The organism is Clostridium sartagoforme (assembly GCF_039521405.1).
GTDB classification, from domain to species: Bacteria; Bacillota; Clostridia; order Clostridiales; family Clostridiaceae; genus Clostridium; species Clostridium sartagoforme.
Genome location: NZ_BAAACH010000032.1, coordinates 80990 through 101194 on the forward strand (window position 1 = coordinate 80990; position 20205 = coordinate 101194).

Consider the following 20205-nt stretch of genomic DNA (forward strand, 5'->3'; position numbering starts at 1 on the left):
TGTATCAAGTAATAGCTAATAACCAGAATTCAATATTCGTGAACTAATAAAATTATCTACAACTAAAAGCAGCCTCCAATTTTATAATTGAAGACTGCTTTTTAATATTAATGTTTATAGTATGTATTATGACCATTGCTAATGACATAACCACCATTAGGAACCTGAAAACTAATTAAAATAATATTTAATAAATCAACACAAGATCCACCTGCATTCAATAAACATAATAAACAAATAAATCCATTTAATATTCCAAAAATACTTAATACCATTGAATCCCCAATATGTCTTATTTGATTTTAGCATATTTGGTACATATATAGCATGAATAAGTTCATGTATAAACAGAAAAATAATAATAGCTACTAAATATACAAATATATTTAAATTTAAAGTTAGCTCAAATTTTAATTCACTATTCCCTTTAATAATATCTTTAAAAGGTTGATATAAAAAGAAAATTAATATCAATTCAATCAAAAAAGAAATATTCTATTTAATAAGTCCATTATTACATACATATATAAATACCACAATTTCAAAGATAAAACTGTGGTATTTTAATCTTAAATTATTTCTTTCTAAAAGTCATTAAATATTCTGATTCCTTTGTATCCTCATTAATAAGTTCATCTAAAATCATAAAATCATTTTTATTATAGAAATTTATTGCCTTGTGATTTTTTTTAAATACATGCAAAGTTAAATAAGAATATTTATTTTTACAAAAATCTATTAGCTTTTTTCCTATTCCTTCTCTTTGGTAATTCTTTTTTACAAAAATTCCACCTATATAATTATTTTCAACTATACCTACAAAGCCTTTGATAATATTATTTTCCTCAAATATATAAACATCAGCTTCTTTAAGTAACTCCTTAACCAAATCATAATTTTGGATCCAATATTTTTTCTCTATAAAATCATGAGAATCTATATTTGTTTCTAACCAAATTTCCATTACTTCTTCTAAATTATTTATATTTAATTTTTTTATCATACTCTTTCTCCTTAAATTATATAATTTTAAAAGTAAGAGTTTAAAACACTCATTAAGTTCACCCTTTCTAACGAAATATCAATGTTAATTTAATATTATAATTATATAATATTAATTTCCAATTGAAAATAACCCAAGTATATCTTCTTCGCTTAGTGTATTTATGCTTGATATATCATTTTCATTGTTAAGTATCTTCTCAATTAGTTTTCTTTTTTCGTCTTGAAGATTTACTATTTTTTCTTCAATTGAATTTTTAGCTATAAGCTTAATCACTTCTACTATATTAGTTTGACCAAATCTATGAGCTCTATCTGTAGCTTGATCTTCAACAGCGGGATTCCACCAAGGATCAAAATGTATTACTATATCTGCTGATGTTAAATTAAGTCCAGTTCCTCCTGCTTTTAAGCTTATTAAAAATACAGAATTCTTTCCTTCATTAAATTCATTTACAAGTTCTAACCTTTTTTCAGAAGGTATAGATCCATCTAAATAACTATATAAAATATTTTCTGTTTTCAATTTATTTGTAATATTCTTTAAGACTGAAGTAAATTGTGAAAATACTAATATTTTATGGCCTTCTTCTATACCTTGTTGAAGAATTTCAATTAATGCTTCTACTTTGCCACTAGTTCCAATATAGTCATTTATTAACACTGAAGGATCAAGACATAATTGCCTAAGTTTAGTTATGTATGACAAAATTTCTATTTTACTTGTTTTTAAATCATCATCTTTAACTTTTTTTTCAATTAAGCTCTTAGCATGATCTGCATAAATAGAGTACACCTTTTCTTGCTCTTCAGACATTGAAACAACTAGTTTTTTTTCTATTTTAAGAGGTAATTCTTTTATTACATCCTTTTTATATCTTCTTAAAATAAAAGGTTTAATAAGTTTATTTAATTCTTCTAAAACTTCTTCTGATTCATTTAACTTCTTATGGTATCTTACACTAAACCTTTTTTCATCAAATAAATATCCAGGCATTATAAAATCAAAAATTGACCATAATTCCATTAGTGAGTTTTCTAAAGGTGTTCCTGTTAATGCAAATTTTCTATATGATTTTATTTTCTTTACAGCTAATGAATTTTGAGAAGTACTATTTTTTATATATTGTGCTTCATCTATAAAACAATAATCAAATTGAATCTTTTCGTACTCTTCTAAATCTCTTTTAACTAAATTATAAGTAGTAATTATAACATCGTATTTTTCAATAGTATTTATTATATTACATCTTTCATCTTTAGATCCATTTACAACAGCATACCTAATAGTTGGAGCAAATTTTTCTATCTCACTGCTCCAATTATAAATTAATGATGTTGGTGCGACAATTAATGTTTTTGATGGCAAACTTGATAATATAAAAGTTATTGCTTGAATTGTTTTCCCAAGTCCCATCTCATCACCTAAAATTCCACCAAAGCCCAGATAATCCATAGTTTTAAGCCAATTATAACCTTCTTTTTGATAAGGTCTAAGTTCAGCAGATAATTGCAGGGGCTCTTTAAATGTTAACTTATTTATATCTTTTATCTTCTTTTGAATCTGCGATAATTCTTTTTTCCCCTTTATATATCTAATATTATTATCTTTAATAAAACTATCTAGATATAATCCTTTATTTTTACTAAACAATATACTATCACCATCTATTTCATTTTCTAAGGATAGTACATCTAATAATTTTATAAAATTCTTTAATTCTATTTCTTCTAAATCTAAGAACTCGCCATTTTTAAGCTTGAAATATTTAAGATTGTTTCGAAGAGCTAATATTATATCTTTAACTTCAGTTTCTGGTATATCATCAATTTTAAATTTTAATTCAAAATAATCAAATTTACCGCTTTTAATTTGGCCTATAATATTTTTATTATTAATATTTTTTATTATTTTAAAGTTTTGTGAATAAAAAACTTCTCCTATATCTTGAAGTTTATCTATATCATATTTAAAAAATTTAAATAAGTAATCATCTCCAAGTAATAAATAAAGTTTATCTCCTGAAGCTTCAAATCCAAGAGATCTTAAAAATGATATTACTTCTCCTTCTTTATTTAGATCTCTATAAATAATTTTATTTGTGTACTCATGAAAAATATTAAATTCATGTTCTCCATATTTAACCTTTAAGGTTAATGTTATATCTTTATTTACTTTATCAAAATAGAATCTAAACTCAACATTTTCTTTTACAATTTTATTTTTTATAGATTTATTAATACTTATATAATCAGACAGCGTGTAGAGCTTAGGTAATAGTTTATATAAAATTCTTATTTCTTGATTCTTATCTATTGAAATGGATTTTGTATTATTAAATATATTTAAATATGAAGATATATCATAACAATACTCAAAACTTGGTAGATAAATACTGCTTGCATATAAAAATACTGTACCCTTTTTATCAATTTTCTCAGGAATTCCATCCTCTAAACTTAATATATATTCTTTCTCTAACCCCTTTAAAGAAATTTTAATATTAGGTTTATCAAAAATAATTTCAGTTTCTACTGGCTTATAGAAAAAGCCTTCATTTAAATAAACTCTATTTTTTGAAATTATATTAAAAAATTCTCTTATTAAGAAATCCGGAATTATCAACATTTTTCCATCTATATATTTATCTTGTCTTTTCATAAATCCAGATGAAGTTGATTCGATATCTTTTACCTTTTCAAGAAAATCTATTATTTTCTTTTCCTTTATACTTAACCTTTGATATCTTGGATCAAAGCTGAAGTCCTTACCATATTTAACTGGTATTTTATTGTAGTAGGAAGTTAAAAGCTGATTTATATCTTTAACAACATATAATTTGTTTGAAGATAATCCCTTCAAGCCTATTTTAAATTCCGCTGCTAATTTATTTTTTATACCTTGTTTATTTATATAAACTTCTATTTTTATTTCTTCTTTATTGTCTTCTTCTAGAAGTAAATCTAGTATATTATCTTTTTGATTTTTAAATATATTCTTACTTAAAATAGATTTATTAAATTTAGATTTAAGTTCTTCATTATCATCTAATTCATTTAAAAACTTGTAAAAACTTGCAAATAAATGCTTACAGCAATAATTATTTTTACGAAGTTCATTTCTTTCAAAATCATCACATGTACAAAAGGTAGATATTATATTTTTAGTATTTATATCTATTTCTAATTTATTGATATATTCACTAAAATAATTTTCAGATATTATTTTAGAATTTATATAAATTAACTCTTCATCATGCTTTATATCAAAATTTGAAATCAAATCATTTTCTAAAATTCTTTTACCACCTAAATCATTTTTACCAAAGGTATCTTTATTAAATTTTTCTAATAAAACTTGTTTAATCATAATTCTCACCTTAATTAATAATGGGTATAAACTGCTTAGCAATTTATACACTATCTTTAATTATAACAAAAAGAAGTGGCTTTTGCCACTTCTCCTTATGCCTCCATCCATAAATCTTTTAATTTATACTTATTCATCTCAAAATCATAGGAAGGGCTATATTTAATTCTTTTTCTTAAAATATATTCCTTAATTGGATTTTTAAAATCATTTTCAACTAGTATAGTTGTAGTAACTTTGTTTTCAGAATTCATAAAACATATAGGTAAATTACTTTGAAACATTAACATTTGAAGATGTTCTTTGTCTGAATCAATTGATTTATTATATATACGTCCATAGATAAACTTATCATTTCCTGCAAATTTAAAAAGCAATATAATCACGGGTTGTCCACCAACTGTAATTGTAGTTGCTTTCATTTCAAGGATTCCCTTATCTAAAATATAATTTAAATGTTCATTACTTTCTTTTAAGTAAAAACTTGAAGATATTTTATCTTCATCAAATTTTGTAATATAATTACCTATATATCCACAATCTAGCTGTAATAAATTTTCAGTGTACAAGGCCATTCCCCTCCTAAGAATACATATTATCATTAATTAATTATACTACTGTTATATCATAATATTAAAGGAGTATTTAATGGGAATAATGCCATTAATCCTTAAAGTCATATTAAGGTTTCTCGCCATAAAAAAATAATTTTAATATCATTATAGAAGAATAACTTAAATCAAAAAAATCATTATATTCATTTAATACTTTTGATAAAGAAGGGTTGTTTAATGCATTATTATCTATTTTATATCTAAAATTATCTTTTCCTAATATATCACTATGATTTATTACACCCTCAATATCTAAATTTACAAATCCTATTGTTTTGAGTAAAGTTATTAATGCTCTGCCTATTTTTCTATTCCCTTCAAGGTTAGATTGAATTTTAGATAAATTTTCGTTTAACATTTTTATTAAATCATTTTTAGGATTTGTTAGTCCCCATAAATCACTATCAACATCTATAATAATTACACGTCCTCCTGGTTTAAGTAGTCTAAAGATTTCTTTTAAGGCTGCTATTGGATTACTTAAATGTTGAAAGACAAATCTTGCAATAATATAATCAAAATAATCGTCTGGTAATGAAGCTTTGGTTATATCATCTTTTACAAAAGTTACCCTTTCTCCATAATCTTTATTAAGATTGTTATGTGCAAGCTTAAGTAGTTTTTCATCATTATCTAAAGAAATTATTTTAGCCTCACTAAAATTATCTAATAATATTTTAGTAAAAAATCCAGGTCCACTTCCAATTTCAAGAATTTCACTATCTTCTTTAATTCCAAATAATTTAAGCATTCGCACTTCTTTATAAGCTCCAAGATTAGCTTGCTTTTCTAGTCGCTCCATCTCTCTTTTAAAACCAATTTTTTCATAAATTTCATTATATGACATAAAAATTTCTCCTAAGATTTATATACATTATAGTATATACCTAGAATTTTATTTTGTTCTGTTTTAAAGAATAATAAAAATAAGGCAGGATTATATTTTATCCCACCTTATTTTTATTAATCAACTGATTTTAATGACTCAACCATTTGAACTTTTTTTAATTTATAATACATTACTATATTAACTAGTATTGAAAATATTAATGTTAATACTGCAGATATTATAAAACTTAATAAATTTATACTTCTACCAAACATCATAGCATCAATTTCTACTGTTGCCATTATAAACTTGTGAAGGAATATACCCAGAAATTCTCCAAAAAGTATTCCTATTAATGTTAATATTATATTTTCCCTATAAATATATGCAGAAACTTCATTATCATAAAATCCTAAAACTTTTATAGTTGCAATTTCTCTTATTCTTTCACTTATATTAACATTAGTTAAATTATATAAAACAACAAAAGCCAAAGCACCTGCTGATACTATAAGAACTAATACAACATAATTTAAGCTCTTAATTGTATTATCAAAGTTATTTTTTATATTAGTATTAAAAGAGACTCCTCTAACTATAGAATTTTCCATAATCATCTTAGAAAAGCTGTCTTCATCTTCTATATTTTTAGTGTTAGTTAATATTGAATTATATTTAATATCTACATCAAATATATTTTTGTAATAGCTTTGAGACATATATGCATAATTAAATGTATAATTTTCAGATATCCCCGATACCTTTAGTGAAATATCCTTATTATTAATTTTAATTTTTACTTCATCCCCAACTTTAACTTTAGCTTGTTTTGCTGCTTTTTCAGATAAAATTATTCCATCATTAGTTAATGTAATTTTCTCTTTAGAATTTCTGTTTTTTAAATTTATAAAATCATCTAATGTTCCTAATGACTCTGGAACTATAATATTCAAATCTTTTTCTCCAGATTTAGTACTTAATTTAGCATTTTCTAATAGTATCATAAGAGATTTGTCTACTTGAGGTAAACTATTAATGTAAGTATAAAAATCATCTTTCTCTAAAGTACTAGCATTTTTATCTATATTTATAGTTAAAGTATATTTAAATATATCACCAAATTGTTTATTAACTATTGTTTTTATAGAATCTTTTATTCCAAATCCAGTAACTATAAGTGCTGTACAGCCAGCAATACCAAAAACAGTCATAAAAAATCTCTTCTTATATCTAAATATATTTCTTATAGTTACCTTTCCTATAAAACTTAATTTTCTCCAAATAAAATCAATTCTTTCTAGTAATATTCTCTTTCCATTTTTAGGAGCCTTTGGTCTCATAAGCGTTGAAGGCGTTTCAAGTAATTCTTTGTAACAAGCAAGAAAAGATGAACTAGTTGTAACTAAAACTGATATTAATGTTATAGAAACAGAGATTAAAATATTAAATTCTAACTCTACTTTTGGTAAAGTGTACATAATTCCGTAGGCATCAAAAATTACTATTGGAAATACAGTAAGACCTATAGCTAAACCAAGAATACTTCCTAAAAGGCTTGCCGAAAATGCATAAATAATATATTTAGATACTATTTGATACTTTGAATATCCTAGTGCCTTTAATGTTCCTATATTGATTCTTTGCTCATCTACCATTCTTGTCATAGTGGTTAAACATACTAGCGCTGCAACTAAGAAAAAGAAAACAGGAAATATTCTGGCTAATTTATCTATACTATCAGAATTATTCTTGTAATCTACATAGGAATAGTTACTATTCCTATCTAAAATATACCAACTTGGTTCATCAATTATCTTCACGTCATTTTCAGCCTTTTCTATCTTTGCTTCTGCTGACGCTATTTCTCTTGCAAATTTATTTTTGCCTTCCTCATACTCTAATTTACCTTTTTCTAAATTTTTCTTACCATTTTCTATTTCTAATTTACTATTTTCAAATTGTTTAAGACTGTCTGATTTAGATTCTTCAAATTGTTGTTTTTTTTCTTTTAATTTTTTTTCTCCATTTATTAATTCTTCTTCTTTACTAATAATTTCATTTTGCGCTAATTTTAATTTTTCTTCTCCACTTTTAATTTCATTATTAATATATTCAATGCCATTAATTAGTTCATTTCTTCCCATTATTAGAGATTCTAATTGAATATTTAACCTAGTTTTTTCCGACTCTGGTAAGTTTGGTGTTTTCAAAGCAGTTTCTATTTCTAAAATTCTATTATCAAGATTTATTTTGGTGTTTTCTAAATTAGAAAGAGTACTTCTTGCAATATCAAGTTGTTCTTCGGCTTTTACTTTTTCTGTTTCAAAGGTCTTTTTGGCTGATTCTAGTGCAGCTTTACCTTCATCTATTTTATATTGGGCCAAGTAAAGTTCATTTTCTGCTTTAGAAATAGATTGATTAAACTCAGTTTCCTTTTTAATTAACTCACTTTCTCCATCTTTTAATTCTTTTTCTGATTTATCTAACTTAGCTTTAGCATCATCAAGTTCTTTTTGTCCTTTATTTTTTTCATCTTCTAATTTAAGTTTATTTTCACTTATCTTTTTATTAGCTTCATCTAAAATTTCACTATATCTTAAATCAGCTCTTTTATATCCAATATCCTCTAATGGGTTTTTTACTTTATCAATAACTTTAAAATATTCATCCGAATATGAATTTAATTTTTTTGCATCATCTAATGTTATATATACTTCTGTGTAGGCAGGAAGCTTAAAATTTTCTTGTGGAATAACAATAAAACTAGTAATCTTACCACTTCCTATATCTGAAGTTCCTTTTTCATAAGATAAATAATAAGGTGTTCTTACCTTACCAACTACCTCATATTCAATATTTTCTAATTTATCACTTAATGATTCATCTGATCCTGATGAAACAGTTATTTTGCTACCTACTGATAAATTTAATTTTTCTAGTTTTCCAGCTTCTACAACACATTCATTAGATTTTTTAGGAAGTCGTCCTTCAATTAACTTATACTTATTTACATTAACTTCTGATTCCAATGGTAATCCCATAACCTTTAGGACATTTTCAGAAGTATCTGTTTTTATTATTGCATCTAAGGAATAGGTTGGGAAGGTATCTAAAACCCCGTTAACTTTACTTATTTCCTCAATATCTTCGTTTGTAAATCCTAATGTAGAATATAATGTTAAATCCATAAAATTATAATCATCATAATATTTATCCGCTGTTTTCTTCATATCTATAGGAGCAATTTTTATTCCGGAAAAAAAAGCAACTCCTAAAGCTATAATTGCAAATATAGAAATGAATCTTCCCTTAGACTTTTTTATATCTCTAAATATATCTTTAATAAAAGCATTTTTAGGCATTACCATTCAATCCTTTCTACTGGAAGAGGATTTCTGTTTAATGTAATACTTTCAATAACTCCATTTTTAACTTTAATTACTTTATCACCCATTGGTGTTATTGCAAGATTATGTGTTATTATTACTACAGTCATATTATATTTTCTACATGTGTCTTGAAGTAATTTAAGTATTGCTTTTCCAGTAGTATAATCTAATGCACCAGTTGGTTCATCACATAAAAGTAATTTTGGATTTTTAGCTAATGCCCTCGCTATTGCGACACGTTGTTGTTCGCCTCCTGAAAGCTGTGCTGGAAAATTAAGTTTTCTTTCTTCTAAGCCTACTGCATTTAATATCTCAAATGAATCTAAAGGATCTTTAGAAATTTGCGTTGCTAATTCAACATTTTCTAGCGCAGTAAGATTTTGAACTAAATTATAAAATTGAAATACAAAACCAATATCATAACGCCTATATGTTATAAGTTCTTTATCTGAATAATTACTTACAAGATTTCCATCTACCATAATTTTACCGCTAGTTGATGTATCCATTCCTCCTAAAATATTTAAAATTGTACTTTTCCCAGCGCCACTAGCTCCAGCTACTATTACAAATTCCCCCTTATTAATTTCAAATGAAACTCCGCTTAAAGCATCTATAGTTACTTCCCCCATCTTATATGTCTTTTTAACATCTTTAAATTCTATAAAACTCCTCAAACTTATACCCCTTTTTATTATTTATTTATTCATCTATTTCTTTATATGGCGTTATAAATTTTATTCCCTTATTCTTTAATGAAACATTTAATTTGTTACTTGTTGTAATTTCTCCATCAAGGCATATTGTAAAGTTTTCTTTAGATTTTATCTTTATACTATTACATTTTTTATATATAATATAATCTTTCAATTCTTTACTTTCTAAGTGACTTCCTTCTTTATACAATTTCATTAAATTTACAAGTTTTAGTCGTGATATCTTTCTTACAATACATAAATCAATTAAGCCATCATCTATTTCTGCCAATGGTGCTCCTAAATAACCTCCACCATAGGATCTTCCATTTGCTATAACACACAATAAAAAATCTCCATTAATAATCTCACAGTCATCTATTTCTATTTCTAAATTAGTACACATTTTATTGATTAGTGAATAAAATACTGAAAGTGTATAGGCACCTTGTCCACTAATTAAAGGAATTTTTTTGAACTTAACCATATTTTCAGCAACTTTAGCATCAAATCCAATATTGCATAGATTAATAGAATATTGACCATTTACATTTAATAAATCTACTTCTTGTAATTTTGATTTTATTTGTTTATCTATATCATAAAATCCTATTTGTGACTGAAAGTTTCTTACAAAATCATTTCCTGTTCCATATGGAATAACTGAAACACTTGCATTTTCGTATCCTATAATTCCGTTAATAACTTCGTTTAAAGTTCCATCTCCTCCACATGCATAAAATCTTAAATTTCCTTCCTGACTTTCACATACATTTTTAGTATATATAGTTGCATCATTTTTATTTTTAGTTATGTAAATGCTATATTCTTCAGGTGAATTTTCAAATATTTTATTTATATCACTACTAATTTTTTCAGAAATATCAGTTTTCCCAGCTTTAGGATTTATCACAAAAAAATGTTTGTTTTTTGTCATTATTGTACCTCTCCAATTTTCTATTTAATAAGGTATATTGTTTTTTTATTTAATTTATATTTTTCATTTCTCTATAAAGTATTTAAATTAAGTATACTATATAACATTATATTAATCATTATTTTTTGTGAGTCAAAAAACTTTATTATAAAAAAATTAAAAAAAAGAAATTATAAAAAAGTTATTCTTAAAATAAACATTTCATAATTTCTTAGAAAATAAAAAATTAAAGTTAAATACTAACATTTTTGGGATTAATAGAACTTGTAAATTATGTTTTATTGTATTTATAAATAAGCATTTAATTTTGCATTTGATAACATAAGCTTAATTCTATTTTCCTGATTTATTTGAGATTGAGATGGATCATAGTCTATAACTACAATATTAGCCTCAGGGTTCTTATCAAGTATTTTTCTAATAGCACCTCTTCCTACTATATGGTTTGGTAAACATCCAAATGGCTCTGCACATATAATATTATTGGCTCCTGTATGTATAAGTTCTAACATATTAGCAACTAAAAGCCATCCTTCGCCCATTTTAACGCCATAACCAATATATCCATCTGCCATTTTTCTTATTTCTTCAAAATCTGTAGGTGCTTCAAATTTAGAATATTTTTTTATATTTCTATTTATTTTACGTTGAAGTTTTAAAATAAATTTATAAGCTATTTGCGCTAGGTTAGATTTTAAAAATCCTCTTTTATAAAGCTTATAATCCATTACTGAATTTAAGATACAGTAATTAACAAAATCCATAAGACCTGATTGTACAACTTCTGCATCTTCTTTTACCAAAAATTCTTCAAGATGATTATTTCCCATCCTTGAATACTTCATATATATTTCTCCAACTATTCCAACTTTAATTTTTGACTTATTATTTATTTCAATTGAATCAAAGGCTTGTATGATTAATTTTGATATTTTATTTATTTTAAAGTATTTAAATCCAGAAAGTTTTGTATTCAAAGTTTCAACTAATTTATCTAATATCTTATCAGTTTCTCCTTTATTAACTTCATATGGTTTAACTTTATTATATAGGCACATAATCAAATCACCATATATAATTCCATAAACAGCTTTTAAAATGATTATTGGAGTTAATTTTAATCCTGGATGTTTTTCTATTCCAGATAAACTTAATCCTATAGCAGGAACATAATCAAAATCACTATTTTCAAGAGCTTTTCTAATCAAGTGAATATAATTTGAGGCTCTACACCCACCTCCAGTTTGCGTCATAAGCAGTGCAGTTTTTTCTGTATCATATTTACCACTTTTTAAAGCAGATATAAATTGTCCTATAACTATCATTGCTGGATAACATATATCATTATTAGAATATTTAAGTCCTTCATCAATTATTTTTGAAACATCATCTTCTAAAAATTCGATATCAAACCCATAATCCTTTAAAATTTTATCTAGTATCTTAAAGTGAATTGGTAACATATTGGGAACTAGTATTTTATATGCTTTTTTCATATCTTTCGTAAAAACTTTATAATCATAATTCATATATTTATCACCTACTCTTAATTGCTTCAACCATACTTCTTATTCTTATTTTAGCTGCTCCTAAATTGCTTGTCTCATCTATTTTTAATTGTGTATACAGCTTACCCTTTGATTCTAAAATTCTCTTAGTTTCATCAGCAGTTATAGCATCCGTTCCACATCCAAAAGAAACTAATTGAACTAATTGCATGTCCTCATTTTTAGCAACAAAATTTGCTGCATTAAATAATCTTGCTTGATATGTCCATTGATTTAACATTTTTATTTCTGTATCTTTTTTATCTATTGATATTGAATCTTCTGTTAAAATAACTAGTCCTAATGAATTTATCATTCTGTCTATCCCATGATTTATTTCCTTATCAACATGATATGGTCTTCCTGCTAAAACAACAATTAATAAGTTATTTTCTCTAGCGTATTTAATTGCTTCTGTGCCTCTTTCTAATATATCTAATTTATAATTTTTATATTCCTCGATTGCTTTATAATAAGCTGTTTTCACTTTTTCTTTTGTTATATTATTATATCTATCTTTTAAGCTATTATATATATTTTTAATGGTACTTTTATCAGAATTTAAATCTAAGTATGGCATTATATAATCAATTTCTCTTATTCTAGAGATATTATTTTTTACAACCTCTGGATAGTAAGCCACAACAGGACAATTAAAACAATTATCTGATATTCCTTCATCAAAATTATATGTCATGCATGGATAAAAAATCTTTTGAACACCTTTATTTATAAGACTTTCAATATGTCCATGAACCAATTTAGCTGGATAGCAAACTGTATCAGAAGGAATAGTATGTTGTCCTGTTAAATAAAGTTTTTTTGAAGATTCCTCTGATAAAATAACTTTAATATCTAATTCATTAAAGAATTTAATAAAGAAAGGTAAATTTTCATACATATTAAGTACTAGTGGTATTCCTATAGTATCTTTACCTTTTTGGTTTTCAAAATAGTTTATAAGTTTTAAATTTTTGTATTCATACATGTTAGGAATATTATTTTCTTTATATTTACCTGTTGGCTTTGAGCATCTATTTCCTGATATATACTTTTTACCTCCTGTAAATGTATTTATAGTTAAATTACATTTATTCGTACATAAACCACATTTAGCACCTTTAGATTCATGCTTAAAGCCTACAATCTCATTTTCAGTTATTATTTTCGAATTTTCTAAGCTTTGATTTTTGGCATATAATGCTGCTCCATAAGCACCCATTAATCCTGATATATTAGAACGTATTACATTTTGTCCTAATTCAATCTCTAAGCTTCTTAATATAGCATCATTACATAGTGTTCCACCTTGAACTATAACGTTTTTTCCTATATTTTTAGTTCTTATAACTTTATAAAGTGCATTTTTTACAACACTTATTGATAACCCTGCCGAAACATCTTCAATAGTAGCTCCATCTCTTTGAGCTTGTTTTACTGAAGAATTCATAAATACAGTACATCTAGAACCTAGATCAGCTGGATGATTTGAAAATAATCCAAGTTTTGAAAAACTTTCTACATCATATCCCATAGCTTTAGCAAATGTTTCTATAAATGAACCACATCCTGAAGAACATGCCTCATTTAAAATTATACTTTTTATAGCTTTATTTTCTATTTCAAAGCATTTTATATCTTGTCCACCGATATCAAGAATAAAATCAACATTCTTATTAAATTTACTTGCTGCTATATAATGTGCTAATGTTTCAACAATACCAAAATCTATACCAAAGCCCTTTTTTATTAATTCTTCACCATACCCAGTTACTGAACTTCCTTTTATATTTATTTTATCACCAAAATGATTATAAATATATTCTAATTGTTCTTTTATTACTTTTACTGGATTACCTTCGTTGTGAGCATAGTATTTGTACAATATTTCATCATTATTATCTATAATAACTAGTTTGGTAGTAGTACTTCCAGCATCTATTCCTATATATACATCACCTGTAAAATTGGTAATTTCTTTTTCTACTACTTTTGCCTTATTATGTCTTTCTAAAAATTTATTATATTCTTCTCTGCTTATAAATAACGGAGCTATTTCTTTTTTTATTTCTAATTTAGTATTGTTTAAATTTGATAATACAGATTCTAACTCTTCATATGTATAAAGCTTAGTTTCATTTCCTGCAAATAATGATGCTCCTTTAGCTACAAAAACTTCTGCATCTTGAGGTATAATACAACTTTCATCACTTAGTTTTAATGTTTTAACAAATCTTTTTCTAAGACCCTTATAAAAGTATAATGGTCCACCTAAAAAAAGAATATTGCCTTCTATAGCTCTTCCTTGTGCTAAGCCTCCAATAGTTTGATTTACAACAGCTTCATAAATACTTGCTGCAATATCAGATTTACTTGCACCTTGATTTAATAATGGTTGTACATCTGATTTGGCAAAAACTCCACATCTTGAAGCTATTGGATATATATTTTTATGTTCTAAGCTAATTTTATCTAATTCCTCCACTGTTATTCCCATTAAACTAGCCATTTGATCTATAAATGCTCCAGTACCACCTGCACAACTAGAATTCATTCTCTCTTCTAATCCATTGGTAAGATAAATTATCTTAGCATCTTCTCCACCTAATTCAATAACTACATCTATATTATTAAATATTTTTTTTACCCCTATTGTAGTTGCAAAGACTTCTTGAACAAATGATATATTTGTATCCTTAGCAACTCCATATCCGGATGATCCTGTTATTGAAATCTTTATATTATTACCCAATAATATATTTTTTGCATTTCTAACTTCTTCTAATATTGTTTCTCTTACTTTAGTAAGATGTCTTTTATAGCTTTTATAAATTACATTATCATTTTCATCCAATATAACTAATTTCACTGTAGTTGAACCGGCATCTATCCCTAGTCTATATATCACTTAAATTCCCTCCATCTCAATATACTAATAAAATAGGCCCTATAAATACTATACTACTTATAGGGCAATAAAATTATACTATTTTGCAACTATCTCTTATAATTAATTTTACAGGTAAGACAACCTTCTTACTTATTTCTCTTTCTTCTTTTATTCTTTCCATAAGAACTTCAAAAGCAGTTTCCCCCATAAAATCAGTAAAAACTTTTACTGTAGTTAATGAAGGAGATAAATATTGAGCTGTAGCTATATCATCAAAGCCTACTATACTAATATCTTCTGGTATAGTGTAGCCATTTTCTTGAATCGCCTTATAAGCACCTATAGCCATTGGATCACTAGCTATAAAAAAAGCTGATGGAATATTTTTAAGTTTTAATGCTTTATTCATAAGATTATATCCATCCTCAGGAGTGAAATCTCCTTTAAATATCCATTCTTCTTTTAAATTATTAATTTCTAACATAAAATCCTTATAAGTTGCTTCTCTATAATTAATAAGCTCTGTACTATCAATATTATTGTGTGGAATAACTTTTGCACCTATATAACCTATATCATTATGACCTAACCTATATAAATATTCTAATGCTTTTCGCGCTCCATATTTTAAATCAACAACAATTGAATCAAATTCCCACTCTTCAGGAGAAGAATCTATAAATACAATATTTTTAGATAAATCCTTAAGTTTATCAATTTCATTATTTTGAAATATTCCTATAGCAATTATTCCATCAAGACCTTTGTAGCTAGCTATGTCATCATTTAATATCTTAGTAAAATATAAAGATTTAAAATCTACATTTTCTTTAATACACTTTTTTTCTATAGCCATCCTAATTGATAAAAAATATGGATCATTTAACTCTTTAACTTCTGTAAATGAACAAATTATACCTATAGTAAAGTTTTTAAGTTTACTTTTTCTTTCTTTTATAGTAACGTAGTTCATTTCTTCAGCTATACTTAAAACTCTTTTCCTTGTATCTTCTGAAACATTTAAAGTTTTATCTAAGTTTAATATACGTGAAACTGTTGAAATAGAAACTCCTGCTGAAGTTGCTATATCCTTTATTGTAGCCATTTCTTATCACCCCGCTTACTAAAAAAATATTGTAGCAGCTTAAATAGTAATTAAAGATGAGGTATTTATAAATACCTCATCTTATTAATTAATTGTTAGTTTTAAGCTACTAATATATCTTTGCATAGCTTCTTTTCCTTCTTCATTCCATTTAAATACTCCGCAATGCTCTAATACTTTAGTAAATACTTCTCCAACTTCATTTTCTATAATTAAATCAATATTTTCTTTAGATATTGCTGGATTATTTTTCTTAATTTCTTCATACCAACTATAATGAATCTTCATATCGTCATCATTATATATTTCATCATTTTTACCAACTAGGTAAGCTTTTATAACCTCTAATTCATCCTTCAATCTAGCTGGAAGAACGGCAAGGCCTAAAACTTCAATTAAACCTATATTTTCTTTTTTAATATTATGAAGTTCTTTATGAGGATGGAAAATTCCATCTGGATATTCCTCACTAATTCTATTATTCCTAAGAACTAAATCTAAAATATAAAGTTCACCAGATTTTCTGGCTATTGGTGTTATTGTATTATGTGGAATTTCATTGGTGTGAGAATATACATCAACAATAGGATCACTATAGTTTCTCCAATGAGATAGAACCTTGTCAGCTAATTCACTTAATTCCAATCTATTCCTACCTTTTAATCTTAATACAGTTAATGGCCATTTTACAATAGATAATTCAATATTTTTGTAATTATTAACTATAAATTTATAAATATCTTCTGCTTTATCCATTGCAAACTCATAATTTCCACCTTGATAATGATCATGTGTAAGAATAGAACCACCAACAATAGGTAAATCTGCATTAGAACCTATAAAATAATGTGGAAACTTTTCTATAAACTCTAATAGTCTATCGAAAGTGTTTTTTGTTATTTTCATTGGTACATGTTCTCCTGCAAAAACAATACAATGTTCATTATAATATGCATAAGGTGAATATTGTAAATACCAGCTTTCTTTATTTAATTCCATAGGTATTACTCTTATATTTTGTCTTGCTGGATGATTTACTCTACCTCTATATCCTTCATTTTCTTTACATAATAAGCATTTAGGATATTTAGATGGAGGTAAATTTTTTGCTGCTGCAATTGCCTTAGGATCCTTTTCAGGTTTTGATAAATTTATAGTTATATCTAAATCTCCATATTCAGTATTTGATTTCCATACTAAATTTTGTGCTATTCTATCAGTTCTTACATAATCACATGATTTACTTATATTATATAAATATAATGTAGCACTTTCCTTTGAGATTGAATATCTCTTATAAAACTCACCTATAACCTCTGAAGGTCTTGGCATTAAAACTCCCATAATCTTAGTATCTAATAAATCTCTATATATAGGGGAATTAGATTCTAATATTCCATTGTTAAATGCATAATCTAATATATTATTTAGTATATCAGTTGGAGTATTTAAATTTTCATCCTCTATTTCAAAATCTTCATATTCATCAAGGTTTAAAACATCTAATAAACTATTTCTTACAAAGATTTCATCATATTTAGTAAAAAGTTCATGCTTTAATCCATATTGAATAAGTCTTTTGATTTCCCTATAAATATTCATCTCTTCACCTACTTATTAAAACCTTTTGGATTATTTTCATGCCAATTCCAAGCTGAAGCAATTATACCTTCAACATTAGTAAACTCTGGCTTCCATTTTAAAATATTTCTTGCTTTTTCAGCTGAAGCTATAAGTCTAGCTGGATCTCCTGCTCTTCTTTCACAAATTTTAGCTGGGATCTCATGTCCAGTAACTTTTCTAGCTGCGTCTATCATTTCTTTAACAGAAAATCCATTTCCATTACCTAAATTAAATATATCACTTGAATTTCCATCTCTAAGATATCCTACTGCAAGAATATGAGCATTTGCTAAATCAATTACATGAATATAATCTCTAATACAAGTACCATCTTCTGTATCATAATCTTCTCCAAAGATAGATATAAATTCTCTCTTACCTAGAGGAACTTGCAATATTAAAGGAATTAAGTGAGTTTCAGGACTATGATCTTCTCCAATACTTCCACTTACATGAGCTCCAGCAACATTAAAATATCTAAGAGATACATATTTAACACCATGTGCTATATCTGCCCATTTCATCATTTTTTCCATTGCAAGCTTTGTTTCTCCATATGCATTAGTTGGTTCAGTTTTATCTGTTTCAACTATAGGCATTTTAGTAGCTTCACCATAAGTTGCTGCTGTAGAAGAAAATACAATTTTCTTAACATTGTTTGCAATCATAACTTTTAATAAAACCTCTGTTCCATGAACATTATTGTTATAGTACTTTAGGGGATTTGTCATACTTTCTCCAACTAAAGAATTTGCTGCAAAATGAATTACTTCTGTTATATCATTTTCTTTAAACACCTTATCAAGTTCTTCTTCATTTCTTATATCTACCTTATAAAACTTAGCTTTAGGATTCACTGCTTCAATATGTCCTGTTTCTAGATTATCCACAACTATTACTTCTTCACCTTTATCAATTAACTGATAAACAGTATGGCTCCCAATATATCCTGCTCCACCACAAACTAATATCATTTTTTATACCTCCTAAATTTCTCTAGTTCCATCGCCTATATTAGCTATATAGAAACTAGCTTCATATCCTATTTTTTCTTTATATCCTTGCCCTACTTTTTCTATGAAATCTTCTACGCTATCTTTGTTTATTAATGCAACTGTACATCCACCAAATCCTGCACCAGTCATTCTAGCACCTATTGTAGCCTCATGATTCCATGCAAGTTCAACTAATGTATCTAATTCTATTCCTGTAACTTCATAATCATCTCTTAAAGAAATATGAGATTCATTCATAAGCTTACCAAAAGTAATTAAATCATTTTTCTCTAGCGCTTCTTTAGCCATTAATGTTCTTTGATTTTCATACACTGCATGCTTAGCTCTCTTGATTCGTATTTCACTATCTATTAAATCTTTATTATTTTCAAACTCTTCTATAGATAATTCACCTAATGAATTGATGCTTAATTTTGTTTTTAGTTCTTCTAAAGCCTTTTCACATTCACTTCTACGCTCATTATATTTAGAATCTGCTAATCCTCTTCGTTTATTTGTATTTGCAATAACTAAAATTTCATTTTTTAATTCTACAGGGCAATAATTATATTTTAATGTGTTACAATCTAAAAGTATAGCATTATTTCCCTTTCCCATTCCAATTGCAAATTGATCCATTATACCACAGTTAACGCCAACGAATTTGTTTTCTGCTTCTTGAGAAAATTTTACTAAATCAACTCTATCTATATTTAATTCAAATAGTTTGTCCATCATTACTGCCATTAAAAGTTCTAATGATGCTGAAGAAGAAAGACCTGCCCCATTTGGAATATTCCCATAAATAGCTACATCAAATCCTTTATTTATATCATATCCATGTTTTTTCATTACATCGATTACACCCTTAGGATAATTAACCCAATCATGAGATTTTTCATACTTAATATCATCTAAATTAAATTCAATTACTCCTAAATCTTCAAAGTTACTTGAATACATTCTTACAATTTTATCATCTCTTAAGCTTATAACTCCATAAGTTCCAAAACTTAATGCACAAGGAAATACATTTCCTCCATTATAATCAGTATGCTCACCGATTAAATTTACTCTACCAGGTGAAAAAAACGTTCTACAATTTTCCTTTTCTCCAAACACTCTTTTAAAAGTATCATTAATTTCCTTTCTCATAACAACTCTCCCAATCATTATAAATTTGTTTTATTTACAACTTAATACTATCAT

At 26.0% G+C, this 20205-nt stretch carries 14 protein-coding genes; all 14 read right to left on the reverse strand.

Annotated elements, in window-relative coordinates; translation table 11 throughout:
• Positions 1-107: 107 nt before the first annotated feature.
• Entirely contained in the window at positions 108-275 is a 168-nt protein-coding gene (locus tag ABDZ60_RS12505; protein ID WP_157453675.1) for a hypothetical protein, read from the reverse strand.
• 299 nt (positions 276-574) lie between these two features.
• Complete coding sequence (locus tag ABDZ60_RS12510; RefSeq protein ID WP_343778474.1) at positions 575-1003, reverse strand: N-acetyltransferase; 429 nt, start codon at positions 1001-1003, stop codon at positions 575-577.
• A gap of 111 nt (positions 1004-1114) precedes the next feature.
• Complete coding sequence (locus tag ABDZ60_RS12515; protein WP_343778476.1) at positions 1115-4372, reverse strand: DEAD/DEAH box helicase; 3258 nt, start codon at positions 4370-4372, stop codon at positions 1115-1117.
• A gap of 95 nt (positions 4373-4467) precedes the next feature.
• Complete coding sequence (locus ABDZ60_RS12520) at positions 4468-4941, reverse strand: hypothetical protein (RefSeq protein ID WP_016208468.1); 474 nt, start codon at positions 4939-4941, stop codon at positions 4468-4470.
• A gap of 112 nt (positions 4942-5053) precedes the next feature.
• Positions 5054-5833 (reverse strand): class I SAM-dependent methyltransferase, encoded by a 780-nt coding sequence (locus ABDZ60_RS12525; RefSeq protein ID WP_343778479.1) that lies wholly within the window; start codon positions 5831-5833, stop codon positions 5054-5056.
• 116 nt (positions 5834-5949) lie between these two features.
• Positions 5950-9177, reverse strand: a complete 3228-nt coding sequence (locus ABDZ60_RS12530; RefSeq protein WP_343778481.1) for an FtsX-like permease family protein — start codon at positions 9175-9177, stop codon at positions 5950-5952.
• Positions 9177-9881 (reverse strand): ABC transporter ATP-binding protein, encoded by a 705-nt coding sequence (locus ABDZ60_RS12535; RefSeq protein WP_343778483.1) that lies wholly within the window; start codon positions 9879-9881, stop codon positions 9177-9179. The genes ABDZ60_RS12530 and ABDZ60_RS12535 overlap by 1 nt, the downstream gene beginning before the upstream one ends.
• Before the next feature lie 25 nt (positions 9882-9906).
• Positions 9907-10836, reverse strand: coding sequence for a diacylglycerol/lipid kinase family protein (locus ABDZ60_RS12540; protein ID WP_016209103.1), 930 nt, complete (start codon positions 10834-10836; stop codon positions 9907-9909).
• 287 nt (positions 10837-11123) lie between these two features.
• Entirely contained in the window at positions 11124-12365 is a 1242-nt protein-coding gene (locus tag ABDZ60_RS12545; protein WP_343778485.1) for a 2-hydroxyglutaryl-CoA dehydratase, read from the reverse strand.
• A gap of 7 nt (positions 12366-12372) precedes the next feature.
• Positions 12373-15291, reverse strand: a complete 2919-nt coding sequence (locus ABDZ60_RS12550) for an acyl-CoA dehydratase activase (RefSeq protein WP_343778487.1) — start codon at positions 15289-15291, stop codon at positions 12373-12375.
• A gap of 73 nt (positions 15292-15364) precedes the next feature.
• Positions 15365-16378: a LacI family DNA-binding transcriptional regulator gene (locus tag ABDZ60_RS12555; protein ID WP_016209105.1), complete on the reverse strand. Its 1014-nt coding sequence runs from the start codon at positions 16376-16378 to the stop codon at positions 15365-15367.
• An 84-nt stretch (positions 16379-16462) separates the two neighbouring features.
• Entirely contained in the window at positions 16463-17980 is a 1518-nt protein-coding gene (galT, locus tag ABDZ60_RS12560; protein ID WP_016209106.1) for a UDP-glucose--hexose-1-phosphate uridylyltransferase, read from the reverse strand.
• A gap of 8 nt (positions 17981-17988) precedes the next feature.
• Entirely contained in the window at positions 17989-18975 is a 987-nt protein-coding gene (gene galE / locus ABDZ60_RS12565; RefSeq protein WP_016209107.1) for a UDP-glucose 4-epimerase GalE, read from the reverse strand.
• 12 nt (positions 18976-18987) lie between these two features.
• Positions 18988-20151, reverse strand: coding sequence for a galactokinase (locus ABDZ60_RS12570; protein ID WP_343778490.1), 1164 nt, complete (start codon positions 20149-20151; stop codon positions 18988-18990).
• Positions 20152-20205 lie beyond the last annotated feature (54 nt).